This window comes from Herpetosiphonaceae bacterium, from assembly GCA_036374795.1.
In the GTDB taxonomy this organism is placed as follows: Bacteria; Chloroflexota; Chloroflexia; order Chloroflexales; family Kallotenuaceae; genus LB3-1.
Map to the genome: position 1 here is coordinate 1 of DASUTC010000066.1, position 26,879 is coordinate 26,879.

Genomic DNA, 26,879 nt, shown 5'->3' on the forward strand with positions numbered 1-26,879 from the left:
TTTCCCGCAAAGGTTGCGTGATGTTGCACGAGGAAATCGAAGGGTCATGCCATGCGCGCGGTGGGGTGTGGCGGCGTAGCACGACCATCGATCAGCGCTGCGATGGTGAGTCGCGCGCGGCTAGCCGCACGCGAGTATAGCCCGCTGGTGCGCGAGGAGCGGGCGGATGATCGACGAGCCTGCGGAACACGCTTCTGGTCGCGCGCCTCGCCGGAAGCGTTGCAGATTCCCTACCTGATCGACGGCTCGGTCGCGAGCATCATGTGTTCACGAACGGTCGTCGGTATTCGTGGCCTCGGTTTCGTTCGCCAGGGCTGCGGCGCCAACTGCGGGTGCCGCTCCGCCGGTCGGCGTTCCCGTCCCACTTGCGCCGCCCGCCACGCCAGCGCCCATCACGCCTGCCGCTGGCACCGGCACGACCCCGCCGCCCACAGCATTCGCAGAATCTCGCGCTTCGACCTCGGCGGCAGTTTTCTGCGCGCTTCCTTCGGGCAGTTGCTCCGGGGCATAGATCGCCTCTTGCTCGTCCGTGTTTTGGAAGAGGGGTTTGTCGCTCATCGTATCCCTCCTATGCCTGTCGCGATCCACATGCAGCAACTGCTATGCCGTCAGCGCCACGCTTCCCGCGTGATGCTTGTGATTACGATCGTATCCTCTGAAAGCTCGTCGGGCGTGTCCTCGCGGCACCAGCGGACAGGAGCGCCACGGTATGCTATGATCGGGGGGCCGTGCCAGATTGTGGGGGATGGCGCGGCACCGGCCCCCGCTGCATGATCTTCATCTGGGGAAGGGCGCGACCTACTGCGGCAGATCCCCCATCGCGCAGGAGAGACTATGCACTACCTGTTGTTGTATGACGTTGCCCCAGACTACCTGGCACGGCGGGATGCATTTCGGGCAGAGCATCTGACGCTCGCCTGGCAGGCACACGCGCGGGGCGAGCTGCTTCTCGGTGGCGCGCTGGCCGATCCGGTCGATGGCGCGATCTTACTTTTTCAGGGCGACTCGCCAGCGGTGGCGGAGCGCTTCGCCGCAGGTGATCCCTATGTGCGCAACGGCCTTGTGATCCGCTGGCGGGTGCGCCCGTGGACCACCGTGGTGGGCGACTGGGCCGCGATACCCGTCCGACCGGAGGAGTAGCACCGGCGCGCAGCGGCGCGGAGCACGCGCGCGGTCGCGCTCGCTACGATTCTTGAGCGATTGCCACCAGCCCCTCGAAGCCCACAAAGGCCGCATCCCAGTCTTCGGAGGCTCGCGGCTCGTAGATCGCCTGCGCCACGGAAGCCGCCACCGCCTCCCGACCCGCCGCAATGCTCGGCAGCAGCTTAAGCGCGACGGCCTGCACCAGGATGTTGCCCAGGGCGGTCGCCTCGACTGGCCCGGCCACCACCGGGCGGCGGCAGGCATCGGCGGTCAGTTGGCATAGCAGCGTGTTCTGGCTGCCCCCGCCCACGATCCGAATCGTCGCGATCCGCCGTGCGGTCAGCGCCTCCATTTGCTCCACCACCCAGCGATATTTGAGGGCTAGACTTTCCAGGCAGCAGCGCACCAGCGCCCCAACGCTCTCCGGCTCTGGCTGGCGCGTCCTGCGGCAGTAGGCGCGAATCGCCTCCGGCATATCACCAGGATTCAAAAAGGCTGGCGCGTCGGGATCGACCAGGCTGCGCAGCGGCGGCGTTCCCTCGGCGAGCGCGACGAGGTCGGCCCAGGTGTAGGCATGGCCCTCGTGCTGCCACTGGCGCTGGCACTCTTGAAGCAGCCACAAGCCCCCAACGTTTTTAAGGAAGCGAATGGTCCCCGCCACGCCGCCCTCGTTGGTGAAGTTGAGCAGCCGCGCCTCTTCGCTCAGGATCGGCGCGGTCGTTTCGACGCCGACCAAGCTCCACGTTCCGCTGCTGATATAGGCGCTGCGATCATCCAGCCCTGGCACGGCGGCAACCGCGCTCGCGGTATCATGGGTCGCCGTGGCGATCACCGGCGTGTCGTGGCGCAGCCCCACCTCAGCGCGCACATCGGGCAGCATGTTGCCCAGCACCGTACCCGGCGTGACAATCGGCGGCAGGATGCCGACAGGCAGGCTGAGCTCGTGGAGCAGATCGGTCGCCCAGCGGCGCTCCCGCGCATCAAAGAACTGCGTGGTCGTCGCGTTGGTGTACTCAGCCACCTTGCGCCCGGTCAGCCAGTAGTGGAACAGGTCCGGGATCAGCAGCAGCGTCTCGGCGGCGGCAAGCTGCGGATCGTTGCTGCGCTGCATGCTGGCAAGCTGGTAGAGCGTGTTGAAGGGCAGACGCTGAATGCCGGTGAGCGCATACACGCGCTGCGGCGGCACCTGCCGATCGACCTGTCGCGCCACGCCAGCGGTGCGGCGGTCGCGGTAGTGGTACGGATTGCCAAGCACGCAGCCTGCCGCATCCAGCAGGGCAAAGTCCACCGCCCAGGTATCGATGCCGATCCCGGCCAGTGGCGCATCATGCTGGGCAGCATACGCCTGGATGCCCGTCTTGATCTCGCGCCAGAGCCGGGCCGCGTCCCAGTGGAGGTGGCCCTGCTCCTCGACGGCGCCGTTTGGAAAGCGGTGAAGCTCGTGCAGGTCGAAGCGCTGCGCTCCGTGGGCACCCACCCACCGACCGAGCATGACCCGCCCGCTGGAGGCGCCAAGATCGACGGCGAGGAAATTCGCTGTTTCGCTCATAGGATTACACCAGCGTGGTCGGCACATTGAAGGCCCGGACCACCTCACGCAGCTCATCCTGCGTTAAACCCTCGGCCTGGTTGCCGTTGACCAGATTCATATACTCGTACAGCGCGGCGGTTTCGGCATATTCGATCCGGTCGGCGGCGCGCGTCACCGAGATGTCCGACCGGGCCATCACGCCGTGCTTGCTCCACAGCACGATACGATACTCGCGCAAGCCTGCGACATTGGCCTCCATCATCGCGGGCGAGCCCGGCAGCTTGTACGGGAGCACGCCGATGCCTTCTGGCAGGTTGACGATCGTCTCCGGCTCCCAGCGTATCAGCCGCCGGTTCAGCAGCGCCTGGTCGCGATACGCCGGAATATGGCTGAGGTAGGTCAGGTGCGGCGGCTGGGCGTGGATCAGCGCGTGGAAGTTCGTGCCGGTGCGGGCGATCTGATCGTCGTGGACCGCGAGATGCGAGTTGAACTCGCTGGTGACGCGCTCGAACAGGCGGCGCGGCGAGGTATGCAGCCGTCCCGTTCGTCCATCCGCATCGACCAGCACGGCTGCCAGGTTCGCCACGGGGTCGAGGTGAATATCGCGCAGGCGGCGACCGGAGCCGGTGACAATCACCAGATGGCCCGCAAGCGCGGGCGCGGGATGCGGCAATACAAAGGACGCGCCCACCGGGAAGCGCCGCCGCACCTCAAGCGGCCAGCCGATCACCATCGAGATATTGCCTGCGGCACCTTCGCTGGCATTAATGCCGCTGAGCCGCTGCCCCGCCGTGCCAATCGTCGTGAGCAATTCATCTAAATCAGGAAAAGGTTGATCCAGAGCCATAGCTTCATTCTCCACATGTGGCGCAGATGCGCTCTCCCCCGGCGCTGTATGCATCCCCACGCCGGATTAATCCGGCGTGACGACAATGACCTCAAGCGTGCGCGGCCCATGCACGCCCTCGACCCGATTCAGCTCGATGTCGGAGGTAGCCGATGGGCCGGAAATAAAGGTGATCGCGCGCTGCTGCTCACATACGGCGGGCACGAGCCGGGCGACGGCTTCGGGAACCAGACCGACAATCTGCTCCGTCCGGACAACACACAGATGATAATCAGGCAGCAGCGTCAGCACGCGCCGTCCTTGCGCCTGCCCGCCATCCAGCACGATCGTCCCCGTTTGCGCGATGCCCAGCGCGCAGCCGGTTAGCACGCCGTCGCACCCATCGATCTGCGCGTAGGTCAGCTCGGTGTCGCGGAGCGCTTCAATCCCGGCGGGCAGCCACTCGCGCGGGATATCCACGGGCACAAGCAGACGACGCACGCCCCGCGCGGCGCATGATTCGGCGATCGTTGTGGGCAGCGCATGAGCCGTGACGATCCGCACCGTCGCTTTGTACTCGCGCACGCGCTCCACAAATAGCTCGATCACGTGCTCGCGGGACGCATCGGCGGTGGGGCGATAGCCGCGCTCCACGGCAACATCCGTCGGCTGCTCGCGCTGCGGCACGTCGCGCAGCGCCAGGCGCACGCGCTGGAGAATCTCGTCACGGGCAGCGCTCATACGTTCCTCCTCCCGGCTGCGGCAGCCTCGGCGTCGACGCCGTCGGCATCGCCCACGCCGTCAGCATCAGCCTTCGGCACCGACCCGAACACCCGCCGCTTCCGCCACCAGTCACGAAAGGTCTGGCGCGGCACCGCCTGAAGATCGCGCATAGTCGTCCACACGTTGAGCGGCGGTGGCAGCCGCTCGATGATCCCGCGACGTGCAAAAGGAATCTGCCCCAGCCGTGCCAGCTTTTGGGCCTGCTCGTAGCGTTCGGGACTCCGAAAGACTCGCGCGAGCAGCCGCATGCCGATGGCTTCGGGATCGAGCTTGCCCTTGATGCCCTCGCTGGTCTGCTTATGACGCACCACCTGCGCCCGCAGATGCACCAGCACTTCGGGAATGTTGATCTTGACCGGACACACGTCGTAGCACGCGCCGCAGAGCGACGAGGCGTAGGGCAGCGATCCGGCGCGCTCCACGCCTAGAAGCTGCGGTGTCAGAATCGCGCCGATGGGGCCGGGATAGACCGAGTTGTAGGCGTGGCCTCCCGTGCGCTCATAGACCGGGCAGACGTTGAGGCAGGCCGAGCAGCGGATACAGTTGAGCGTTTGTCGCCCAATGTGATCCGCAAGCACGCGGCTGCGCCCGTTATCCAGCAGCACCAGATGGAACGCCTGCGGCCCGTCGCCAGGATGCACGCCGGTCCAGAACGAGGTATACGGGTTCATGCGCTCGCCCGTCGAGGAGCGCGGCAGCAGTTGCAGGAACACCTCGAAGTCCTGCCAGCCTGGGATCACCTTCTCGATGCCCATGATCGAGATCAGCACCTCCGGCAGCGTCAGGCACATGCGCCCGTTGCCCTCGGACTCGACCACCGCGATCGTTCCGGTTGCGGCCACGGCAAAGTTCACGCCGCTGGTGGCGACGGGCACGCTCAAGAACTTCGTGCGCAGATACCGACGCGCCACCGCCGCCAGCTCAGCCGGTTCGTCCGATAGCTCGCTGATGCCCAACGTGTGCATGAACAGGGTGCGGATCTCCGCGCGATTCTTGTGGATCGCGGGCACCAGGATATGCGACGACTCCTCGTGGGCCAGTTGGATGATCAGCTCGGCCAGATCAGTCTCGATCGCGGTCACGCCGTGCTGGCCCAATGCCTCGTTCATGCGGATCTCGTCGGTGGTCAGCGACTTGACCTTGATCACCTCGCTGGCCCCGTGTTCGAGCACGATTCCGGCGACGATCCGGTTGGCCTCGATCGCGTCGCGCGCCCAATGGACCTGCCCGCCCGCGCGCTGCACCGCCGCCTCAAGTTGCAGCAGGTACTCGTCGAGGTGGCGCAGCGTGCGCTCCTTGATCGCGCGCCCGGCCTCGCGCAACTCCTGCCAGTCGGGCAGCTCGTCGACGACTGAGGCCCGCTTCGCCCGGATGGTTTGGGTCGCCTTGCCCAGGTTGCGCCGTAGCTGCGTGTTTTCCAGCGCCGCCCTCGCCGACTCCTGAAAGGTCAGCGGAATGTGAAACTTGGAGTTGCTCCGGCTCATCGCCCGTCCTCCTCGGTCGTCGCCAGGATCTCGGCGAGATGCACGGGCCGCACGCCTGCCCGCTGCCGGTGCAGCGCCCCGCCGATCTGCATCAGGCACGAGTTGTCGGCGGCAACACAGACCTCGGCGTGTGTATCGAGGACGTTGCGGACTTTATCGCCGAGCATCGCCATCGAGGTATCCGCGTTCTTGATCGCAAAGGTGCCGCCGAAGCCGCAGCACTCCTCGGCATTGGGCAGCTCCACGAGATCGATGCTGCGAACCTTGCGCAGCAGCCGCAGCGGAGCATCGCCGACGCGGATCATCCGCAGCGAGTGGCAGGTCGGATGGTACGTGACCCGGTGCGGATAGTACGCGCCCACATCCTCGATGCCAAGCTTGTTGACCAGAAGCTCCGACAGCTCGTACACCCGTGGGATCAGCGCAGCAACCGCGCGTGCCAGCTTCGGGTCGCGCGACACTTCGGCGAGGCGGGGATAGAACTCGCGGACCATCCCCACGCAGGACGCCGACGGCGACACCACGATCTCGGCGTCGCCGAAGACCTCGACGAAGTGGCGGGCAAGCGGGATCGACTCGCGCTGGTAGCCGGTGTTGAAGTGCATCTGGCCGCAGCAGGTCTGCTCCAGCGGAAACTCGACGCTGTGGCCGAGCCGCTCCAATAGCTTCACGACGGCTTGCCCGGTTTGCGGAAATAGCGTATCGTTGAAGCAGGTTATAAAGAGTGTAACCTTCATCGATCCCCTTCTCCACTCGGCCTACTCCACGATGCACGGAGTAGACGCTCCTGCTCCTCGCTGGCGTGTCAGCGAAGAAACGCCTCGGCCAGGCCGCCATCCACGCTAAAGATCTGGCCGGTCGTCTTGCTGAATGCCCTGCTGATCAGCAAATAGGCCACCTCCGCCTGATCGTCCAGCGTGATCGGCGCTTGCGTTAGCGTGCGCTGCGCGTAGAAGTTCGCCAGCTTCTCGCGCAGCGCCTCGGTCGTCTCGTCGTCGCTGAAGGCGATGTTGTACTTCGCCAGCGAGGCGATCACTCGATCGCGGGGGAACATGCTGCTGCCCTCGACGACTGTGGCGGGTGCCAGGCCGTTGACCCGCACCAGCGGCGCGAGTTCGATCGCCAGCTCGCGCACCAGATGATTCGCCGCCGCCTTGCTGGTGTCGTAGGCCAGCGAGCCTTTCTTGGCTACCGCCGCGTTGACGCTGGTGGTCAGCACCAGATTGCCGCGCAGCCCTTGGGAGCGCCAGATCCGATTGGCCTCATCTGCGACGACGTACAGCCCGGTGACATTGATGTTGAACGACAGCGCCCATTTGTCGTCGGGAACGCGGCCCTCGCGATCCGGCGGCACATAAATGCCCGCCGTCACGATTACATCGTCGATGCCGCCATACGCCAGGATCACCTGCTCGAACAGCGCCCGCACCGACTCACGCTTGGTGATGTCCACGCCCAGCCCGATCGCGGGACCGTAGCTTGAGATGCCCGTCCCTGCCACGCCGATGCCTTTGCCGTAGCGCGCGGTCAGCTCGTCCGCCGTCGCCTGGGCTGCCTCGGCGTGCAGATCGGCGCAGACCACATGCGCGCCCTCACGCGCCACGCGATGCGCCACTGCCTTGCCGATGCCGCTGCCTGATCCAACCACCACCACGATCCGCCGCGCCAGCTCTTTTTCGGCGGGCATGCGCTGAAGCTTGGCCTCCTCAAGCAGCCAGTACTCGATGTCGAACGCCTCTTGCAGCGGCAGCGCGGTATACTCGTCGATCGCCTCCGCGCCGCGCATCACTTCGACGGCGCAGTTGTAGAACTCGGCGGTCACGCGCGACTCGCTCTTGTCTTTGCCCCAGGCGATCATGCCCAGGCCGGGGATCAGGATCACCGTCGGGTTCGGATCGCGCATCGCGGGCGAGTCGGGGCGCTTGTGCTGCTGGTAGTAGGCCGCGTAGTCCTGGCGATACTGCTCCAGCCCGGCGCTCAGTTTGTGCTTCAGCGCCGCCACATCCTCGGCCTGCGGGTTCCACGGCACATACAGCGGCTTGATCTTGGTGCGCAGGAAGTGATCGGGGCAGGACGTGCCGAGCTCGGCCAGACGCGGCGCGTCGTGGCTGTTGACGAAGCGCAGGATCGTCGCGTCTTCCTGCACGGTGCCGACAAAGCGTTTATACTGGCTAACCTGGCCGCGCAGCCAGGGCAAGATCTCGGCAAAGACCGCGTGGCGCTGCGCCTCGTCCAATGCCTGGTACTGCTGCCCGCCAAAGGTCTGCTCGCCTTTGTCGCGCGCCTCGATATAGCTCGCCGCGCGCTCGATCAGATCGAGCGTCAGCTCGTAGCACGCCTTGTCGTCGTCGGCCCAGTTGATCAGGCCGTGGCCGCCGAGGATCACGCCCCTGGCCTGCGGGTGCTCCTGTAGGATCTGCTCCAGCTTCAGGCCCAGATCGAAGCCGGGCCGCTGCCAGGCGGTCCAGATCACCTCGTCGCCGTAGATCTCGCTGGTCAGCCGCTCGGAGTTTCGCGCGGCGGCGATGGCGATCACGGCGTTGGGATGCATGTGATCGACGTGCTTACGATTGACAAAGGCGTGCAGCGGCGTGTCGATCGACGACGGACGGGGATTGAGGTTGAAGGTGCAGTGGTTATAGAGCGCGACCATCGCGTCCTCGATCGCGGTTTTGGGGCCGCGCTCCGGCGCGTGGTGGTAGTGCGCTTGCAGCGCGCGCAGCTTGTCCATGTACAGCGACGAGAAGTTTTCGCGCTTTGAGGTGCGCAGGTCGCCGCCGGAGCCTTTGACCCACAGCACCTCGACCGGCTCCTCGGTGAGCGGGTCGCTCTCGATAATTTTGGATGATGTGTTGCCGCCGCCTGTGTTGGTGATGCGCTGGTCGGCTCCCAGGATATTGGAGCGATAGACCAGCCGCGCAACTGGATCGAGCTGATTCGCGTAGGCGTCGTCCCACGCATAGTGTACGTGGCGAAAGGTTGGTTGCCGTGTTACCATGAGTCCTCCTCCTCCTCACCCGCGCCGGGCAAGCTCGTGTGTTTCGTACGATCGGATCTCGTCCAGGTAGCGCATGCCCAGCGGCACTTCGTGCTGGAGACAGAACTGGTCCCAGACCGCCGCCCAGGGCATGCCCTTAAGCTCTTCGAGCAGCGCCAGGCGCGTGGTGTAATCGCCGGAGCGCTCGGCCTCACGCAGCCGATCGATCGGCTCCAGCAGCGCCAGCAGCGCGGCCCGCTGCACGTTGCGCGCGCCGATGACCCACGCCGCTACCCGGTTGATACTCGCGTCGAAGAAGTCCAGGCCGATGTGGACGCGATCGAGCAGGTTGTTGCGTACGATCTCCTGAAGCAGCGCCTGCGTCTCGTCGCTGAGCGTGACGACATGATCGCTGTCCCAGCGCACGCCCCGGCTGATGTGGAGCAAGATTTCATCGACGTAGAGCAGCACCGACGAGATCTTGTCGGCGATCGACTCGGTCGGGTGGAAGTGGCCGCTATCCAGGCACAGCAGCACGTGGTTGCTCAGCGCGTAGCCCAGGTAGAACTCGTGCGAGCCGACGACGTAGCTTTCGGAGCCGATGCCGAAGAGCTTGCTTTCGACGGCATCCAGGTTGTACCGCCGGTCGATGGGCGCGGCGAGGATCTGATCGAGCGATTCTTTGAGCAATCGGCGGGGCGTGGCGCGATCGACGGGCGTGTCCTTGAGGCCGTCGGGAATCCAGATGTTGGTGACGCAGGCCGTGCCAAGCTCGCGCCCGAAATACTCGCCGATCGTGCGCGACGCAATGCAGTGCTCGATCCAGAACCGGCGCACGCCCGCATCGTAGCTCGACAGCGTAAAGCCGCTCTCGGCCAGCGGATGCCCGAAGCAGGTCGGGTTGAAGTCGATGCCGTGTCCGTTGGCTTTGGCCCACGCGGCCCACGCGGCGAAATGTTCGGGCTGAAGCTCGTTGCGCTCAACCTTCCGTCCGTTGATTTCGGCGTAGATCGCGTGCAGATTCAGCCGGTGCTGTCCCGGCAGCAGGCGATAGACCTGATCGAGATCGCGGCGCAGCTCGTCCGCGTTGCGCGCCTTGCCCGGATAGTTGCCGGTCGCCGCGATGCCGCCGCCAAGCTCGCCATCCGGCGACTCGAACCCGGCTACGTCGTCGCCCTGCCAGCAGTGCAGGCTCAGCGAGATCTGGCCGAGACGTGCCAATGCCTGCTCGGTATCGACGCCGAGCGCCGCGTAGCGCTCTTTGGCGAGCGCGTAGGCATGCTGGACATGTCTGGTTGTGGGAACTGAATCAGTCATAGCTCCTCCTCCTCCACATGAAATCAATCGAGGTGAAAAATCTCCTGCAATTCAACAAACATTTCATCTGGCCGCGCATTATTTGGCGACTCGAAATACGGTGCCATGAACTCTTGCCATCTGGTGTTGATCGCTTGCTCGGCCATGCGCGCCTGGGCAGCCTGCAAGCTGTCGGGTGTCTCGAAGTAGCCGAAGAGCAGGCCGTCGTCGCGCACAAACAGGGAGTAGTTGTGCCAGCCCGCCCCGCGCAGCGCCGCGAGCATCTCCGGCCAGACGTTTTCGTGATGGCGTTTGTACTCGTCCAGCCTGTCTTGCCGCACCTTGAGCATAAATCCAACCCGTTTCATCAGCCTGCTCCTCCGGTAGGGCCGTCCCGGCGGACGTGCAGCATGGAACGCGCCGGGGCAGCCAGAAGGTGATAGCCGTTAGAAGTCGAACTGATCGACGTTGTCTTTCGTGAACACCGTCGGCTTGCCCAGCAGCACGGTGCCATCCTCGGCAACGGTGTACTCGCCGAGCCTGCCCGCCGTGAACTTGTCGCCGGGCTGGCCCTTGATCTGGCCGCTCGCGATGGCGTTCAAGGCCTGGATCGCCAGGTAGCCGAGATCGCCGGGATTCCACAGCGCAAACTGTGGAGCCGCGCCGCTCTTGACATAATCTCGCATCGCGTTTGGCGTGCCGAGGCCGGTCACGAAGACCGTGCCGACCTTGTTCGCGTCCTGGACCGCACGCGCCGCAGCCGCGATGCCAACAGTCGTCGGCGCGATGATCACCTTCAGGTCCGGGTGTTTCGTCATCAGCCCTTGCGCCTCGGTGTAGCTCTTCTGGTCGTCGTCGTCGCCGTAGACGGTGTCCACAAGCTCAAGCTTGGCGTACTCAGGCTGCTTCAGCACTTCCTGCATCAAGGCGATCCACTCGTTCTGGTTCGGCGCGGTCGAGGTGGCGCTCAAGATCGCGATCTTGCCCTCGCCCTTGGCGAGATCCGACGCCATCTGAATCTGCACGGCGGCAATATCGGCGGCGACCGCCTGGTTGATGTGGACCGTGCGCCCACCCTCGGAGATCGCCGAGTCCCAGGTGACGACGGGGATACCGGCGCTGATCGCCTGCTTGCCCGTGGGAACGAGCGCATCGGAGTCGTCCGCCGAGATCGCGAGGCCGCTCACGTTCTGCGCGATCAACGAATTAAGCAGTTGAATCTGCTGGGTGGCGTCCGCCGTGGCCGGTCCCTGATAGGTGACGGTCACGCCAAGCTCTTTGGCCGCTTCCTGCGCGCCTTTATTCGCCGTGTCGAAGTAGGGGTTGCCCAGATTCTTAGGCACCAGAATATAGGTCTTCGCGCCACCGGCTGCTGCACTTGCCGCAGGTGATCCGCTGGCCGCAGGCGATCCCTGAGTGCCGGTATCGCCGGTCGTGGGAGCCGCGCCACAGCCGACCAGAATCGAGAGCACCAGGCTCATGAGCATCGCCAGAACATAGTTGTTTCGCATGAGAGATCTTCTCCTGTGTTGATGGCATCGGTTTGCCATAGTTGATCTTCCTTCGGCGCGGTGAGGTGATCCTCCATGATCATCAGCGATACGCGCTCCTTCCTGTGAAGCGAACCCCCGATTGCGCTAGGGCGTGAGGATCAGCCCGCGCGACCAGAAGAAGAACATTCCAAACACAATCGCCACCGACGCCGCCGCCGCCAGCCTGCGCATCGTCGCGGGCTGCCACGTCAGCCCCGCCGACAGCCGCGCGCCGAGCCGTGGCAGCAGGATCGAGAGAATCAGCAGCAGGCCGATCACGATATTCTGGATCTGGCCCTGAAGGTTGATCAGGCCCATCCCGAAGCGCAGCAGGCCGACCAGGATCAGCGCGAGGACAGCGCCGACCATCGTGCCTTTGCCGCCAAAGATGCTGACTCCGCCGAGCACCGTCACGGTAATCACGGTCAGCTCCAGCCCGTTCCCAATGTCCGGGCGCGTGCTGCCGAAGCGGGCGGCCAGGATGAATCCCGCCAGCGCCGCCATCACGCCCGACACCACGTACAGGATCAACTTGATGCGCTCCACCGGCACGCCGGAGTAGTGGCTGGCCGCCTCGTTGTTGCCGATCGCGTACAGATAGCGCCCGAAGGTCGTCTTGTGGAGCACGAGGCCAAAGATCAGCGCGAGCACGAGAAACAGGACCAGCGCGACCGGAATGCCGGTGCCGCCGAGCGTGCCCTGGCCCAGGTACGTGAAGGATGGCGGATACCCACGGGCCGCCTGATCGCCCAGCAGCGCATAGGCCAGGCCACGGTACAGCGAGAGCGTGCCGATGGTGACAACCAGCGCGGGTAGCTTCAGCCGCGCGATCAAGACGCCGTTGAGCAGGCCGGCCAGCGCGCTGACGAGGAGCGCGACGACGAGCGCCAGCCAGATGTTCGTGCCGCTCATGAACAGCCAGCCCATCAGCGACGCGGCCAGGCCCAGGATCGAGGCGATCGAAAGGTCGATGTTGCCGGTGACGATGATAAAGACCATCGGCAGCATCAGGATGCCGATCTCCATAAAGTCGGAGGTCGTGCGCAGCAGGTTGTTGCGATTCAAGAAGAAGGGCGAGAGCCGCGCGTTGACGATCGTGACGACGATCATCAGCGCCACCAGGAGCCATTCCCAGCGAAGGAGCGAGCGACGGAGCGTATGTGTGCTTAGGTTCATCTTCACCTCGTGCGCTTAGCGAGTCTTGCGGGACGTGATGCGCTGGACCCGACCGACGATCGCCGCGTCGGCAACCACGGCCAGCAGGATCAGCAGACCTTGCGCGGCGAGCTGCCAGAAGGGCGAGATCTGCACCAGCGTGAGCGCGTTGCTGATGATGCCGAGCAGAAACGCTCCCAGGATCACGCCGACGACGTTGCCGCTGCCGCCCAGGGTGCTCACGCCGCCGACGACCGAGGCCGCCACGGTCTGAAGCTCGAAGCCCAGCGCGGTATTCGTCTGCGCCGACTCAAACCGCGCCGCCCAGAGCACCCCGGCCAGGCCACACAGCAGGCCGGAGATGACATACACCAGGAAGATGATCCGCTGCATCGGGATACCGGCGAAGCGCGCCGCGTCGGGGTTACTGCCAACGGTATAGATGTCACGGCCCGTCCGGGTATAGCGCAGGAAGTAGTAGGCCGCCACTGCCACGATGAGGGCAAACAGGATCAGGTTGGGAACGCCCAGCGGCGCGCCCTTGGCAAGCTGGCGAAATCCGGCGGGCATTTCAAAGGCGTTGATCGTCGATTTGCTGCCGCTGTACAGGAAGATCAGCCCGCGATAGATGCTCAGCGTGCCGAGCGTCGCGATGATCGGCGGCGCGCCCCCGCCCGCGATCAGCAGCCCGTTGAAGCTACCGAGCGCCGCGCCGAGCGCCATGCCGAGCGGGATCGTCAGCAGCGCTGGCATGCCCGGAAACGCCGCGATCGTAAAGGACACCATCATCGCCGTCAGCCCAATGATCGATCCGACCGATAGATCGATGCCGCGCGTGATGATCACCATCGCCTGGGCCAGCGCGACGATCACCAGGATCGAGATATTCAAAACGATGTCGCGGAAGTTGCTCAGGCTCAGAAAGGCCGGGTTGCGCAGGCTGACCAGCGCGACGAGCACCAGCAGAATCAAGACGATGCCGACCTCGCGGTATTTGACGAATGCCTGCATCCAGGCTCGCTGCGGCGGACGATAGGCTTCTGTTTTTGCGATCATCGCACGCGCTCTCCTTTGTCGAGCATTAGGCCACCGTCGCGGCAGCCATCAGCGCTTCCTGGGTCGCCTCCGCCCGGCTGAAGTGGCCGGTGACACGTCCCTCGCGCATCACCAGGATGCGGTCGCTCATGCCCAGCACCTCAGGCAATTCCGACGAGATCATCAGGATCGCCATGCCTTGCGCGGCCAGGCTGCTCATCAGCCGATGCACTGCGGCTTTGGTTCCCACGTCGATGCCACGGGTCGGCTCATCGAGGATCAGCACGCGCGGCCTGGTTCCGAGCCATTTCGCCAGCACTACCTTCTGCTGGTTGCCGCCCGAGAGCTCTCCGACCGGCTGCTCGACGCTGCGCATTTTGACTTCGAGCTGTTTCGCGCTTTCCTCCGCCGCCGCCTGCTCGCGCCGCGTGTCGAGCCAGCCGATGCGCGCGAAGCTCGACAGCTCAGGCAGCGTAATATTGTCGGCGATGCTCATGCCCAGCACCAGCCCGTGTAGCTTGCGGTCTTCCGGCACATACCCGATGCCGAGCGCCATCGCCGCCTGAGGGCTGGCGATCGTGACCGGCTTGCCATCCAGCTTGATCGTGCCAGCCGTCGCCCGGTCCACCCCAAACAGCGCCCGCGCCACCTCGGTGCGCCCCGCGCCGATCAGCCCGGCCATGCCGAGGATCTCGCCGCGCCGCAGGCTGAACGACACGTCCGCAAAATTCCCCGGCACCGTCAGCCCCTCGACCTCCAGCACAACGTCGCCCGGCGGCACGTCCTGTTTGGGAAATAGCTCGTTGAGCGTCCGGCCAACCATCATCTGGATCAGTCCATCGGTGGTGATCGCGCCCATCTCGCGGGTTCCGACATAGGTGCCGTCCCGCAAAATCGTCACCCGGTCGCACAGCGCGAACAACTCTTCCAGGTGGTGCGAGATAAAGATGATCGAGGTGCCCTGCGCTCTGAGCTGGCGCACAATCACAAACAATTCTTCGATCTCCCCCAGCGTGAGCGACGAAGTCGGCTCGTCCATAATCAGCACGCGGGTCTTGATCGAGATCGCCCGCGCAATCTCCACAAGCTGCATCTGGGCAACGCTGAGCGCGCGGGCTTTGGTGCGTGGGTCGAGCGACACGCCGAGTCGGCGCAGCAGCTCCGCAGCCTCGGTGTACATCCGCTGCCAGTCGATACGGCCCCGGCGCGTCGGCTGGCGACCCACGAAGATATTTTCGGCGATGTCGAGGTCGGGAAAGAGGCTCGGTTCCTGGTAGATGGCGACGATGCCCTGCGCTTGCGCTTCGTGGGTGTTCGCAAAATGCACCGGCTGCCCGTCGAACACGATCTCACCGGCGTCCGGCTGGTAGATGCCGGTCATGAGCTTGATCATCGTCGACTTGCCGGCTCCATTCTCGCCGAGCAGGGCGTGAATCTCGCCCGCCCGTAGCTCGAACTGCACGTCTTTCAGCGCATGGACGCCGCCAAACGATTTCGATAGGTGGTGAACCTGAAGCAGCGGTGGAGTGTCCGGCATCGGTAGTCTCCTCTGCGTTTCCTGCTTCCGTTGTTCGCGTAGCTGGGACGATGGCTCAGGTTGATTCGCGGTGGTAGGGCGGAGATGAGCTGCTGGGAGGTGGAAGGATCGAGGGCAACGATGCGCTGGATCGATTCGATCAGTCTGGTTATCTCTCCACCTCCGCAGGCAATATTGTTGCTGTAGTGGTGGTTTCGTCTGGAAAGGGTTTCTAATTATTTTGATTTTTAGAATGAGATGGTTATATCATAAGGAAACGAAAATGTCAATCACCGATTTTGCCGTGAATCCCTCCGCTCGGCTGAAGCAGGGTATCCGTGCTTGATCGGCTGGCCCACTGCGCAGCATTCGCCCTGGAGCCGTCGCAGCGCGATCGGGCCTGTGGCCGATCGGGTTTGTGGCCGCTTCTACGTTCGCAGCCGGGATGGTTTCAAATTGTTGCTATACATAAGAACTAGCAAAATTCCGAAAGATGTGCTACAACAATCTTGATTGTTCGACGTGTACGGGATGCGATCGATCGACCGGCGCGGCTTCTGCGCGGCATAGATGGAGATACGACCATGACAATTGCACAAGCGCCTGACTCGCGGCAGCCCGAAGTCCGACGACACTATTTGCTGAACCTGCTGCAACAAGAAGGCCAGCTTTCGGTGCGCGCCTGTAGCGAGGCATTGGGCGTCTCCGAGGTGACGATTCGGAACGATCTGGCCGTGCTTGAGCGCGAAGGCTTGCTCCAGCGAACCTGGGGCGGTGCCATGCTGCGGCAGCAGCTTCGGCCAGAAGGCGCATTCATGGCGCGTCTTCAGGAGCACCGCGCCGACAAGGAGCGTATCGCGGTTGCGGCGGCAATGCAGGTGCAAGATAACGACACGATCTTTCTGGACGCCAGCACGACCGCCTACTTTCTCGCGCAGCAGCTCAAGGAGCGGCATAACCTGACGGTCATCACCAACGGCCTGTACACCGCGCTGGAGCTTGGTCCCGTCCCCACGATCACCACGATCGTGCTTGGAGGCCAGGTGCGCCGGGATACCGGCTCGCTGGTGGGCACGCTGAGCACGGAGATGCTGGCGAAGCTGCATGTCGGGAAAGGCTTCTTTTCCGCGCGCGGCCTGACGCTCACCAAGGGCTTGACGGAGAGTACGATCGTGGAGGGCCAGTTGAAGGAGCTAGTGATTAAGCATGTCGATCAGGTCTTCGCGGTGCTGGATGCCTCCAAGCTCGGCGGCACCTCGCTGACGACGTTTTGCCCGGCGGCGGCGATCCAGTGCTTGATCACGGCAGGTGACGACGCGGCGCAGAAGGCTGAGCCGTTCCGCCCGTTAATGGACGTGGTGATCGGCTAGCATAGGGCCTGGTCGCGCGATCACACGCTTGGCTTCTCTCTCGCTCGTCCGCGTGATGTGGGAAGGTGGATCAATCCGTATGCCGAACAGGCCCAACGACCGGCAGCCGCCAGGCACTTCTGACACAAGGGCAACGCCCTGCCGAAGCTTGCCGCGCCTGGCGTGATACCTGGGTGAGAGGCAGTGTACCGCCGTGTTCCTGGCACAGCAGATGCCGTCTTCCTCATCGGGGGCAAGCGCAGGAGGTGCAATGATGGCGGAACAGGCGCAGGCCATGGTGACGCTTGGACAGCGTGTTGCAGTGCAACGCGCACGGTTCGATTTCGAGGGCCTCTGGCGGGTCTACCAGATCGGAGAGCTGCACGAGGATGATCAGCACCTTGAGATCGTCTTGATCAATCCCGGCGATCCCGGCGATACGATTCGGGCTCGCTTCGAGCGCTTGCCAGAGCAGCCACAAACCTGAGCACGGCAAGTGTTCTCGAACCGGCTCTTTCTGGCCCGCAGACTAAGGCGTGATGGCGCAAAAAGCGGCGTGGGCGTTGGGCGATGACCTGTTGGTTGCGCGCGCACCCATGACCGGCTTCGTCCGGCGCCCACGGCTGCGAGCCCACCCGGTATGACCGCCCAGCGCCACCGCGCCACATTGCCGCCGCATAGATGCGCCCCTGCCTCCCCAGCGATCAGCGCCTCGCTTTCTCGGTGCGTTCCCTCAGGAGCGTATCAGCCGCGCGCCAGAATTGTGTGGTAGACTATTCGGCGGGACCCATCTGCGGCCCCATGCGGACCCTCGACCGAATGACGGATAGCACAATGCTTTGGAAAAAGACGACCGCCCACCTGCGCCAGCGTCTGCATCTTGACGACTGGTGCTCGCACTATGAAGTGTGTGTGACCCGCCATCAGGTCGAGTACCTGATCGCGCGAGTTGCCTCGCCATCCGCCGCCGAGCGGCTGATCACCCGGACCTGCTTCGAGGTAGAAGTAAACCGACAGGCGTTTCGCTGGCAGCGCGTGCGCGGAGTTCATCCCTGGAAGATGGCTCAGCTCTGCACGTGGCTGCTGCTGCTCGCGATGCTCATCCCGTTGCCGTGGCTGAGCGGCGGGCTAAGCCTGCTCTTTCTGGCGATCATCTGTGGCTTGCTCAGCAGTGGTCGCCAGTGGCGGCACGGCGGCATCGACGACCGCTAAGCCGCTCCTCCATGCCCGCTATAAGCACGGAGCACGCCGCATGGCGTGCTCCTGTTATCGACTCAGGCATCGACGAAATCGAAGGCGATGGTCTGCCCGGAGGTCAACCGTTTGGGAGGCGTCCGCCTCGCCGTGTCGCTGTTACTTGTGGGGCGACGAGAGGGCGGGGGCTTTCTGGCGCAGCGGGAGTGGTCGCGCCGCCAGGGGCAGAACCTTCCAGCGCAGGTAGGCTACGAGCGTGACAAGCGCGAACAGAACAGCCGTGGTGATCGCACTCGCGACTTCGACACGGACGATGTGCAGCACCGTCGCGCTGATCATCACAACCATCAGCCCGGCGGCGGCTAATGGCGTCAATCCTGGCAGAATGCGCGTCACGCCCGGCAAGATCAGCCCGATGGCCGCGAGGATTTCTGCCACCCCCAGGAAGATACGGAACCCAACTCCAAGCTGTGCATTGATCATCTCCACCATCTCGGCGGGTGGGAACACCATGAAGCCACCATGCCACAAAAAGAGTGCCGCCAGTAGCCCTTGCAGAGTCCACAGTGCCTTGTTCATACTATCCTCCTGTCAGGAACGAGCCGGGGGCTGGGCTGCGACGGCTCCAGAAACGACTCGTCGATTGATTGAGGATATTCTACGATCTGCTTGTGACAGGAAGCGTCACATCGAACCGGCCCGCGCGAATCCCCGCGTGTGATAGGCGGTTGCGCTGCCGGGCGATCCGCTGATCCAGGTGCGGGTACAGCGATCAAAAGAGCGTGTGGAGGGCTCAAGCGGAGGGTGGAGCAGGGGACCATGACGATCCCCTGCTGCGCTTGGCGCTGCACGCACACGCGACGATCACTCCGCGTGCAGACGCGCACGACCTACCGCTCGCTCCCCTGGGACTGTTCAAGCTCTTTCAGCTTGGCAAGGAGTTCGTCGGGAGCCAGCGAGCTTGCCAGCACAGCGCCGCGCCGTGGCTGGAGCGATTTGACCACGTCCTGGCGCAATTGGGTATGCTGTCCACAGACCACGACGGGAATGTGCTCGGCGTGCGAATCGTGCTCGACCAGCGCGAGCACGATCTCCTCCGTCGGAGGCGCATCGTCCGCATTGACCACGACGGCACAGGGCTGCTCGTGCGCAATCGTCGTCGCGACACCCGCACCCCCGTCGTGCAGCACCGACTCGTAGCCTGCTTCCGTCAGCGCATGGCTTACCACATCACGAAACACCGGATCACCATTCACGATGACAATGATTTGGTTGGTCATCTGCCTCTGCCCTTTCTATGAGGACGAGCAACGCCGACGGCAGCGAGGCGTGCTGAAGAAGCGGCGCTGAGCAAAAAAAGCTCGTAACCATGCTGCAAGCGCTATGCCATCATGCGTGCGTGATGCCGCTCGGCACCATCGCCGGATCTGGATCGTCTGTGGCGCGCGGCACGGTCATATTCGCCTCTTGCGCTGACGGCTGGCTGCTGCTTTAATAGCATGCGAGCGTGTCGGTCGTCCGTGCTCGCCCCACACTCTCCTGTCGGCCACATGGTGGCATCCGCCGCTAGAGGACTCCATTCACTCGGTTCCGGATCGCCTCCTGACGTTGTCCTTGTTTCGTACTCTATCAGGGAGGGTTTGCATGAAGCACCTCGTTCGACCCGCATGGCTGGTACAGTTTCGGCGCACACTCGGTATCATCGCGTTCCTGATGGCGCTCATCGGCTTCCCCTTCCACGCGGCAGCGCAGCCGCCTGATCCATCGAGCAATCACCCCACGCCACCTTCCAGCGACAGGCCAGGTACCGAAATCGTCGGTGGAACCGAGGCCGTGCCTGGCGCGTGGCCGTGGACTGCCGAGCTTCGGCTCAATGGCGGGCATTGGTGTGGCGGCTCACTCATCGCGCCCCGCTGGATTGTGACGGCGGCACACTGTGTGTATGGGAAGTCGGCCATCCAGTTTACCGTGGTCCTGGGTGAGCACGACCTGAACGCCGAGGAGGGCACCGAGCAACGATTTTCGGTGAGCCAGATCAAGATTCATCCCAACTATAACGACTCGACGAAGAGCAGCGATATTGCGCTGCTCAACCTCTCAAGCGATGCGGTCTACACCAGCCGGGTACAGCCCGTGACGCTGCTCCAGTCGCCCTTCGACAATCCGCGCTTTGCGCCCGGTGTGGTAGCCACAGTCGTCGGCTGGGGGAGGACCTCGGAAGGCGGCGCATCGGCATCCCGATTGCTTCAGGTCAGCGTCCCGATTGTCTCCAACTCGACCTGTAATCAATCACAGTCGTACAACGGTCGCGTGGATAGCACGATGCTCTGTGCCGGCTACAGCGCAGGCGGGAAAGATTCCTGCCAGGGTGACAGCGGCGGCCCGCTGGTCGTTCCGTACGGCTCGACATGGGGATTGGCCGGAATTGTGAGCTGGGGCGATGGCTGCGCGCGCGCCTATAAGTATGGCGTATACACGCGGTTCGGTATCTTTACCGACTGGGTGCAGCGTGAGGCTGGCATTCCAACGCCTCCGCCAACTGCCTGGCTCTCATGCGAGGGAACCGGTTTCGGCGGGCTCTACACGTGCAGCGGTATGGGCAGCGAAGGCTTGCAGCCGTACACGCCCTACTGGCAGCTCAACAGTGGAAGCTGGACGGCCTCTTCGTCCGGTTCCGGGCCGTTCAGCTACAGCGTGCGGTGTTATTCCTCGTGTACCGTGAGGTTTAAAGTCGTCGATAGTCTCGGCAGAACCTCGACGAATATTGCCTCTGCGTATGTAGGCCCCTAGGAGCACTACAGGTCGCGGCGCGTGCCAGCAATGGCTGCTGGCACGCATCGCGGCATCTGGCTATGGCTCGGCTCCGGGGGAAAAGTCAATCGCGGGCAGCTCAATCATGGGGTTGGTCGAGGCAACACCCGAATATTCAAGCTGCGCAGCTCGTGAAGCCTCGCCGCTTTTGGAGACTGTCTGAGCGACAAGCAAGCTAAATCCCCACGGGTTAAGATTCGCACGTCCCATCGGTGAATCAAATGCGCTGGCTGCCTTGAAGCTCAGCGCAAACCGCCAGTCCGCCACGTCGCGGCTGAAGCCCTTGGCCTCGGCTGCGTTGAGCGCCTCCATTCCCGGCATGACCGCCATGCTATAGATGTGCGTGTCCTGCACGACAACAGCGCCGTCTCGGATTTCTAGCTCCGGATGCTGCCTGTCAGGAGCTTCCCAGTGGATCGCATGGTCGGCAGCCTCCTCTCCCTTTGCTCTGCGATGCAATAGGCCGCGCGGCGGATTCTGCCACGCAAGGGTAGCGTTGATCTGTTCGTCCTGAATGACGCGAGTAGTGTTCTGCGGCGTCATGATCAGTGCGCTGCCCATCGCTGCGCTAAACGCGGGCTGGAAGATGCCGTCAGCGATCTTCTGGTCTGTCGGACGCAGGATCTCTACTCGCGGGATCGCAGGGGCACCGGTCGGCTCGATCTGGGCTGATGGGGTTTCCGGCCCCGGCATGCGCTGCACACGTTGCGCTGTCATGCGGGATACGGCATTGCTCAAAGGCGACACCCCCGTCGGCACCCTCACACCGTCACCGTTGTGTCTGAGACGCCGCGCATGCGGCTCCGGCATGCGCATCACCTGATCGGCGACGCTGTCGGCCTCTTGCTCGTAGGAGTCGCCTGGGGCGTTAACCGTCAGCTTCGCCTGAATCCTGACCGGAGTCGGCGCGTACACCTGAACCCGGCTAAAACCATGGCCGAAGCGAGCAATGTCCGTGGTCTTGGGGCGGCCTGCTTGTCCATCCTCCGCATGCACGTCTATCCCCTGCGGCGCGGCTTGATTCCCGATCGCGCGGGTGGAATCAAGGAGCGATCTGGGCTTGCCGCTGTGCCTGCGGTATGCTCGAACGGGCAGCGTAGACTCGGCAGCCGTAGTCGGCAGTGCCGCCTTTGGGTTCTGTGCGAACGTGCGCATGCTTACGATCCTTGTCTGGGCTGCACGAGATCCCAGAGGTTGCCGTAGAGATCGCTGAAGACGGCCACGGTGCCGTAGCTCTCGTCCCTGGGCTCCCGCACAAACACTACGCCCCTCGCCTGGTAGGCGTGAAAGTCGCGCCAAAAGTCATCGGTGTACAGAAACAGAAACACGCGACCGCCGGTTTGGTTGCCAATTCGCGACGCTTGCTCCTGCCCTACGGCGCGAGCGAGCAGGAGGTGAGCGCCATGCGAGCCTGCCGGTGCGACCACGACCCAGCGCTTGTCTTGCTGGGGAATGTAGGTGTCCTCGACCAGGGTAAAGCCAAGCGTGTCGACATAGAACGCAATGGCTTCGTCATACTCACGAACCACAAGGCTTACGAGTCCGATTGATTGCTTCATCGCGTTGTGCTCCATCTATGGACACCAGCGGTGCTCGCTAAAGGTTGAGCAAGAAAACGGGCGCAGGAGCCGCATGACTGATGCGGCAGCCTGCCGAAGAGCCGCGCACGGTGACAACCTTACCGTGCGCGGCTTGAAGGTCACAGCCCTGTGTTCCGTCCGGGCGTCCTCCGCTCGGAATCGATCATTCACTGAATGCGAGCGCAAACGATTGCTTTTGATACTTCCGCGATAATGTCCGGTACGAGTATGACCGCATCGCCATCAGTGTCACCGCCAGGCCGATCAGACCAGTCACGGTAAATACGAGCGCGAGCCCGCGATCCGGCCCGGTTCCAAACCAGGGGCCGAGAAGCTCCACGCCGCTTCCGGTGGTCATAAATGGAATGAAGATGAACTGCGCGATCGGGCCGATCAGAAACGCCGTGAGCGGCGATGCCGCTTGCTCGATGCTTTGGGCAAATCCGAACACCCGGCCTTGCCGTTCGGGCGGGATCACCGACTGTAAAATCGTTTGCTCGGATGCTTCAACGACCGGAATGAGGCAGAGGTAGAGGAATAAGCCGACGGTGAGCAGGACGATCGACGCCTGGATCGTAAAGATGCTCGCGATGATCCACATGACGATATTGGTCAGAAAGAGCGTCCGCAGCGGTGATGCGCCTAAGCCCTTGCGCGCGACAATCAGACCGCCCACAATAAAGCCCAGGCTCAAAAAGCCCCAGAGCCCGCCCCATACCTGAACGGAAACCAGCAACAGGCCGTACGCATCCATCAGCGACATGAAGACGCCGCCCAGGAAGTTGTTGAAGGTATGAAAGAAGATGAGTCCAAACAATCCAGGGACCAGCCGGATGACGTGGATGGTTCCGCGAAGATCGATCCGATCCGTGTGTGCTTCGGGATGGACGCTTTCCCGCTCAGCAAAGGTGATGGTCCAGAGGTGGACAATGACCAGCGTCGTCAGGGCGAGCGCGAAGCCAAGCACCCAGAAGATGCCAAGAAAACCGACGGCCAGGCCGCTAAAAATGGAGGCGACGAGGAACGCCACGCCATTCGCCGTCCCGACAAGGCCGTTTGCGCGGTCGCGCCCGTCTTCGGGAATGAGAAGCGTCACAAGGGTCGAGAGCGCGATCGAACGCAGATTGCCGATGATGGCTCCAAGAAGGGCGAGGATGATAAATGTCCAAAGCATGAGGCTGGAGGCATTCGTAAAGACCTGGGGTGGTGTGGCGAGGTACGTGATGCTTGCGAGCGTGTAGCACAGGAGCGAGCCAAGGCTTGATACGAGCATCGCTGTTTTCTTTGGATACCGATCAACAAGCGATCCAAGGAAAAAGCCGGAGATAGTGGTGGTGGTGAGATACGCACCGGCCATGATCGAGGTAGCAACTACCGACTTTGTTTCAAGATATACCCAAAAGGTGACGGCAAACCACACCAATGTATTCGTTAGTGACGCAGCCAGGGAGTTTACGACCACAGCATAAAACGTTTTCATCATCTGCTCCTCCTTAGGTTGTGCCACCATGATAGCCTCTCCGTGTGACAGAGACGGTCACAGCGAGAAAGAAGGAGCATAAGATGAACTGCCGCACAACTCAAGGATTACTGTTGAACGCAGTGTCACACAAGAAATATTCAGGAGGTGCTTGCTCGTGCGTTCCAGGCAATACCGATCGAGGGGTCAACGCGCTGGCCGCCCCTCGACGACCCGCATCCTCCGCCGCCCGGAGCGACCTAGCGCCCTGCTGCATAGGTTGGTCCTGTCCGTTGGAATTGTGCCTGGACGTTAATCCGTAACCACAAATTGCCGGTAGTGCGTGCCTGTAACTGCCGCATCTTCCTGCGTTTTCTACGTAGCTCGCTCGGCTTTTCGTAATAGCCATAGCGCCGTTTCGTCCAGGGCCGTGCATATTCCTGATGTACGAGCCGCCGCAAGCGTTCAAGTGCTTGCGTGAGCTGTTCGCCTTCGCGAACCTCCACACGAACCATAGCAAGCGTCGAGGTACGGTTGACGCAACACCGACCACATAATGTGACAATCGAGCGGAAGACATGGAATCATGTTCGATATGATACCAACACGTATATCGGTATATGCCCGGCTTGCAAGAGCACCCTCCTCCATCTGGTACGGGCGCGCTCACCGATCTGCCCATGATCGAGGCGGTTCAAGGCGCTGTATCAAGATCCGCCATCTCTTGACGGTCTTGCATCTCTGCCGCCCTTAGCCACCGGTCCTTCCACACCAGATGGAACCACCACGTCGCCGCGCCAACGATCCCCGACGCGGGGATTGACCACCAGACAGCGGTCAGTCCGAAGCTGTTGAGCAGAATGATGAACACGAGGACGATCACCAGAATCGTATTGAGAAAGGCCACGGAAAACGCGCTCGATCCGAGCTTATACTTTCCCCAATCCATGGGTATCTCTCGGCCAATGGCATAGGGCAGCCCAGGAAGGATCTCTGGATAGTGGAAAGCGAACCAGGCGCGCACGCGACCTAATCGTCGTCGGTACAAGATCGTGGCTACACGCCGCTGGAGCATTTTTCGGAAGGTGATGAATCCCAAACACATGATAACCGCTAGGCCAGCAATCAGTAACCATAAGTGAATATCCGACCGGATGAATTGTTGGGTCGCGATCAGGACAGAGCCAAGCGCCGCAGCGAACGTGATATAGAAGTTCAAGCGAGTCTCGCCAACGTCCTTGGCATGCTGGTGGAGGGCATATAAGCTTTGATACTCGTGCAGCAAAAAGTCTTTGGCTCCATCGGCGGGAGCCTTGCGGGGCTTGGGCTGGGTATCGTCTCGTATCATGGCAACACGTTACAACGCGAGATGAGGCATTGTCAAGCTGTCTTTGTACGCGCTCCGTCATGACGAGACAGCAGGTGGTGCCAGAGGCTCGCCGTCGGTCGTAGATACCCGCCGTTCCTGCCTTTCCGCGTGCAGCCGGACGTACACCAGCCCGACGTAGAGGCCATCATAGACCAGGATCGCACCGTACAAGAAGGGCAGCAGGACCGACTGGCGGAAGCTCTCGACATACAGATAGAAGGCGAGCGAGGCGAGCGCGGTGCCAATCAGCTTGCAGAGGCCGATGCTGAGCGACTGACCACGCAGGGAGCGACGCCGGTAGAGCATGAGCAGAAAGAGCACAGACATCAGGAGGTTCTGCCCGAACGCGGCATAGGCTCCCGCCCAGTCGTTAAACTCGTAGGATAGCAGCAGGACGAGACAGAAACTGGTGACGAGGGTCAGCCCAAAGCCAGCATAGAAGACCACGCGCGGCAGATCGGAAAACTCATACGGGCCATAGCGCAGGAGTTGCAGGAGGATGACCACATCGAAGGCAAACCAGACCATGTTGACCGTCCGCTGAATCGGCTCGTGCGGATGGAGGAACGCGAAGATAAACTCCCAGGAAAGATTGGCACACAGGGCGACGAGCGGCATGCCATAGGTGTGATCGCGTGCGCCCTGGCGAATAATGAGCAGGTAGGTGAGGGTCCAGAACACGCCCGATCCGAGCATGAGCGCCGTGAACATAGGCACCTCCCGAATGATGTTATGCCAGTATAGCACGTGGGATGGAGCCGCTCAGCATGCGTTTGGTTATGCGATGATCCACCGATCGAGCATCCGGGAAATCCTAGGACGTATGCTCGGATGGCGCTGTCTGACCAACCGGATCGCCGTGCCGCAGCAGAAAGTCCAGGATAAGGGGTTGGACGATGGCAATGTTCTCCGGCGAGAAGATGAAGTCGGCGTGCTCGGCGCCGGGAACCACGGCAAGCTCGGCATTGGGGAGCAGGCGATACATCTCGACGCCAGCTTCGACAGGGACAAAGCCATCGCGGTCGCCAAGCAGGACCATTGTGGGCGCGACGACCCTGGCGAAATCGTCCTGGGTGTAGTTCAGCGATGCGTTCCACATCGGTTTGATGTTTTTCAACAACGTCTTCCACCCGTCAGGTCCATGGAGCCGCTTGAGCATCGCCGCGAAGTCCGCGTTGTCGCGCTCGAACTGCTCGATGTCGACCTCCGGCGACTGTGGATCGCCGAGAATGGAGCGCACCCACGTGCGAGACGCCTCGGTAAGCTCGCGGTAGGCGCCACCGATGACCAGGGCTTGAGGCAGGTCGGGATAGCGCATCCCGATCTCCAGCGCAACCTGTCCCCCGTCACTGTAGCCGCAGATCAGGGGCTTCTGGAGATCAAGCGCCTGCACGAGCGCCACCATATCATCCGCCAGCAATCCAAAGCTCATGCTGCCCGTTGGATTACGGGTCCGGCCATGACCTCGGCTGTCGGGCGTAATCACGCGGTAGCGCTCGGCAAAGGCGGCGCGATAGAGCTGCCACGATTCGCTGGTCAGGGCACCACCGTGGATCAAGAGCAGCGGCCTGCCCTGTCCATGCTCTTGGTAGTAGATGTCCAGATCATTGGCCCGAATAGAGTGGCCGTGCTGGGTTGCGCTGTGCTCCGATGCGGTCATGCCGGCCTCCTGCTGACGAAAGGGTTAAGCGCGGATCGTGCGGGGATCGTCGCTATCGCCAGTATAGCACACATGTGCGGTCTGAGTCTGGCGCGCCGGTTCCGACATGATCATGAATCCGCCGACGCGATCGTGCGGCCTTCCGTAGCTGCGCCGCAACATCTCGCCAAGGTCTGTCT

Annotated in this window: 26 protein-coding genes; 5 read left to right on the forward strand and 21 right to left on the reverse strand. The window is 62.9% G+C overall.

The genetic code is table 11. The features are described from left to right. Nucleotides 1-267: 267 nt before the first annotated feature. Complete coding sequence (locus VFZ66_04160; protein HEX6288357.1) at nucleotides 268-558, reverse strand: hypothetical protein; 291 nt, start codon at nucleotides 556-558, stop codon at nucleotides 268-270. A 276-nt stretch (nucleotides 559-834) separates the two neighbouring features. Between VFZ66_04160 and VFZ66_04165 the strand changes: the two genes are divergently transcribed. Further along, nucleotides 835-1,140: a YciI-like protein gene (locus tag VFZ66_04165; protein ID HEX6288358.1), complete on the forward strand. Its 306-nt coding sequence runs from the start codon at nucleotides 835-837 to the stop codon at nucleotides 1,138-1,140. 43 nt (nucleotides 1,141-1,183) lie between these two features. On the opposite strand, the gene VFZ66_04170 is transcribed toward VFZ66_04165, so the two are convergent. The 12 genes from VFZ66_04170 to VFZ66_04225 all read right to left on the reverse strand — a co-directional run bounded on the left by VFZ66_04170 (nucleotide 1,184) and on the right by VFZ66_04225 (nucleotide 15,299). Next, nucleotides 1,184-2,692 (reverse strand): rhamnulokinase family protein, encoded by a 1,509-nt coding sequence (locus VFZ66_04170; protein HEX6288359.1) that lies wholly within the window; start codon nucleotides 2,690-2,692, stop codon nucleotides 1,184-1,186. A 4-nt stretch (nucleotides 2,693-2,696) separates the two neighbouring features. Beyond that, a complete protein-coding gene (locus tag VFZ66_04175) occupies nucleotides 2,697-3,521 on the reverse strand; it encodes a class II aldolase/adducin family protein (GenBank protein ID HEX6288360.1) in 825 nt (274 codons plus the stop codon). A 66-nt stretch (nucleotides 3,522-3,587) separates the two neighbouring features. Continuing rightward, nucleotides 3,588-4,241, reverse strand: coding sequence for an LUD domain-containing protein (locus VFZ66_04180; GenBank protein ID HEX6288361.1), 654 nt, complete (start codon nucleotides 4,239-4,241; stop codon nucleotides 3,588-3,590). Further along, on the reverse strand, nucleotides 4,238-5,767 hold the full coding sequence (locus VFZ66_04185; protein ID HEX6288362.1) for a lactate utilization protein B: 1,530 nt from the start codon (nucleotides 5,765-5,767) through the stop codon (nucleotides 4,238-4,240). Before VFZ66_04185 ends, VFZ66_04180 begins: the two co-directional genes overlap by 4 nt. Beyond that, complete coding sequence (locus tag VFZ66_04190; GenBank protein HEX6288363.1) at nucleotides 5,764-6,504, reverse strand: (Fe-S)-binding protein; 741 nt, start codon at nucleotides 6,502-6,504, stop codon at nucleotides 5,764-5,766. The genes VFZ66_04185 and VFZ66_04190 overlap by 4 nt, the downstream gene beginning before the upstream one ends. A gap of 68 nt (nucleotides 6,505-6,572) precedes the next feature. Next, complete coding sequence (locus VFZ66_04195) at nucleotides 6,573-8,765, reverse strand: bifunctional rhamnulose-1-phosphate aldolase/short-chain dehydrogenase (GenBank protein ID HEX6288364.1); 2,193 nt, start codon at nucleotides 8,763-8,765, stop codon at nucleotides 6,573-6,575. Between the two features lie 15 nt (nucleotides 8,766-8,780). Next, nucleotides 8,781-10,061 (reverse strand): L-rhamnose isomerase, encoded by a 1,281-nt coding sequence (locus VFZ66_04200; protein HEX6288365.1) that lies wholly within the window; start codon nucleotides 10,059-10,061, stop codon nucleotides 8,781-8,783. A gap of 23 nt (nucleotides 10,062-10,084) precedes the next feature. Next, nucleotides 10,085-10,408, reverse strand: a complete 324-nt coding sequence (locus VFZ66_04205; protein HEX6288366.1) for an L-rhamnose mutarotase — start codon at nucleotides 10,406-10,408, stop codon at nucleotides 10,085-10,087. 78 nt (nucleotides 10,409-10,486) lie between these two features. Beyond that, nucleotides 10,487-11,551, reverse strand: a complete 1,065-nt coding sequence (gene rhaS, locus VFZ66_04210; protein ID HEX6288367.1) for a rhamnose ABC transporter substrate-binding protein — start codon at nucleotides 11,549-11,551, stop codon at nucleotides 10,487-10,489. 126 nt (nucleotides 11,552-11,677) lie between these two features. Beyond that, nucleotides 11,678-12,748 carry an ABC transporter permease gene (locus VFZ66_04215; GenBank protein HEX6288368.1) on the reverse strand — a complete coding sequence of 357 codons (1,071 nt, stop codon included), beginning with the start codon at nucleotides 12,746-12,748 and terminating at the stop codon, nucleotides 11,678-11,680. A 15-nt stretch (nucleotides 12,749-12,763) separates the two neighbouring features. After that, nucleotides 12,764-13,783 carry an ABC transporter permease gene (locus VFZ66_04220; GenBank protein HEX6288369.1) on the reverse strand — a complete coding sequence of 340 codons (1,020 nt, stop codon included), beginning with the start codon at nucleotides 13,781-13,783 and terminating at the stop codon, nucleotides 12,764-12,766. Nucleotides 13,784-13,808: 25 nt separating this feature from the next. Next, nucleotides 13,809-15,299 (reverse strand): sugar ABC transporter ATP-binding protein, encoded by a 1,491-nt coding sequence (locus VFZ66_04225; GenBank protein ID HEX6288370.1) that lies wholly within the window; start codon nucleotides 15,297-15,299, stop codon nucleotides 13,809-13,811. 563 nt (nucleotides 15,300-15,862) lie between these two features. Between VFZ66_04225 and VFZ66_04230 the strand changes: the two genes are divergently transcribed. From VFZ66_04230 to VFZ66_04240, 3 genes are all read left to right on the forward strand, one after another. Next, nucleotides 15,863-16,648 carry a DeoR/GlpR family DNA-binding transcription regulator gene (locus VFZ66_04230; protein HEX6288371.1) on the forward strand — a complete coding sequence of 262 codons (786 nt, stop codon included), beginning with the start codon at nucleotides 15,863-15,865 and terminating at the stop codon, nucleotides 16,646-16,648. Nucleotides 16,649-16,898: 250 nt separating this feature from the next. After that, nucleotides 16,899-17,114, forward strand: a complete 216-nt coding sequence (locus VFZ66_04235; protein HEX6288372.1) for a hypothetical protein — start codon at nucleotides 16,899-16,901, stop codon at nucleotides 17,112-17,114. Between the two features lie 347 nt (nucleotides 17,115-17,461). Next, nucleotides 17,462-17,839, forward strand: a complete 378-nt coding sequence (locus VFZ66_04240; protein ID HEX6288373.1) for a hypothetical protein — start codon at nucleotides 17,462-17,464, stop codon at nucleotides 17,837-17,839. A 141-nt stretch (nucleotides 17,840-17,980) separates the two neighbouring features. Here VFZ66_04240 and VFZ66_04245 read toward each other — a convergent pair whose 3' ends face one another. Both VFZ66_04245 and VFZ66_04250 read right to left on the reverse strand, forming a co-directional pair. Continuing rightward, nucleotides 17,981-18,400 (reverse strand): DoxX family protein, encoded by a 420-nt coding sequence (locus VFZ66_04245; GenBank protein ID HEX6288374.1) that lies wholly within the window; start codon nucleotides 18,398-18,400, stop codon nucleotides 17,981-17,983. A 311-nt stretch (nucleotides 18,401-18,711) separates the two neighbouring features. Then, on the reverse strand, nucleotides 18,712-19,101 hold the full coding sequence (locus tag VFZ66_04250; GenBank protein ID HEX6288375.1) for a hypothetical protein: 390 nt from the start codon (nucleotides 19,099-19,101) through the stop codon (nucleotides 18,712-18,714). A 364-nt stretch (nucleotides 19,102-19,465) separates the two neighbouring features. On the opposite strand from VFZ66_04250, the gene VFZ66_04255 reads away from it, so the two are divergent. Further along, nucleotides 19,466-20,611, forward strand: a complete 1,146-nt coding sequence (locus tag VFZ66_04255) for a serine protease (protein HEX6288376.1) — start codon at nucleotides 19,466-19,468, stop codon at nucleotides 20,609-20,611. Nucleotides 20,612-20,671: 60 nt separating this feature from the next. Here the strand turns inward: VFZ66_04255 and VFZ66_04260 are convergent, their stop codons facing one another. The 6 genes from VFZ66_04260 to VFZ66_04285 form a co-directional block, all read right to left on the reverse strand. After that, the gene (locus tag VFZ66_04260) at nucleotides 20,672-21,787 is read right to left on the reverse strand and encodes a hypothetical protein (GenBank protein ID HEX6288377.1); all 1,116 of its coding nucleotides are present in this window, start codon (nucleotides 21,785-21,787) and stop codon (nucleotides 20,672-20,674) included. A 2-nt stretch (nucleotides 21,788-21,789) separates the two neighbouring features. Next, on the reverse strand, nucleotides 21,790-22,191 hold the full coding sequence (locus VFZ66_04265) for a VOC family protein (protein HEX6288378.1): 402 nt from the start codon (nucleotides 22,189-22,191) through the stop codon (nucleotides 21,790-21,792). 184 nt (nucleotides 22,192-22,375) lie between these two features. After that, nucleotides 22,376-23,695, reverse strand: a complete 1,320-nt coding sequence (locus tag VFZ66_04270) for an MFS transporter (protein HEX6288379.1) — start codon at nucleotides 23,693-23,695, stop codon at nucleotides 22,376-22,378. A 670-nt stretch (nucleotides 23,696-24,365) separates the two neighbouring features. Next, complete coding sequence (locus tag VFZ66_04275; GenBank protein ID HEX6288380.1) at nucleotides 24,366-25,019, reverse strand: hypothetical protein; 654 nt, start codon at nucleotides 25,017-25,019, stop codon at nucleotides 24,366-24,368. Nucleotides 25,020-25,076: 57 nt separating this feature from the next. Next, entirely contained in the window at nucleotides 25,077-25,751 is a 675-nt protein-coding gene (locus tag VFZ66_04280; GenBank protein ID HEX6288381.1) for a hypothetical protein, read from the reverse strand. A gap of 103 nt (nucleotides 25,752-25,854) precedes the next feature. Further along, nucleotides 25,855-26,700 carry an alpha/beta hydrolase gene (locus VFZ66_04285; GenBank protein ID HEX6288382.1) on the reverse strand — a complete coding sequence of 282 codons (846 nt, stop codon included), beginning with the start codon at nucleotides 26,698-26,700 and terminating at the stop codon, nucleotides 25,855-25,857. Between the last annotated feature and the right edge of the window lie 179 nt (nucleotides 26,701-26,879).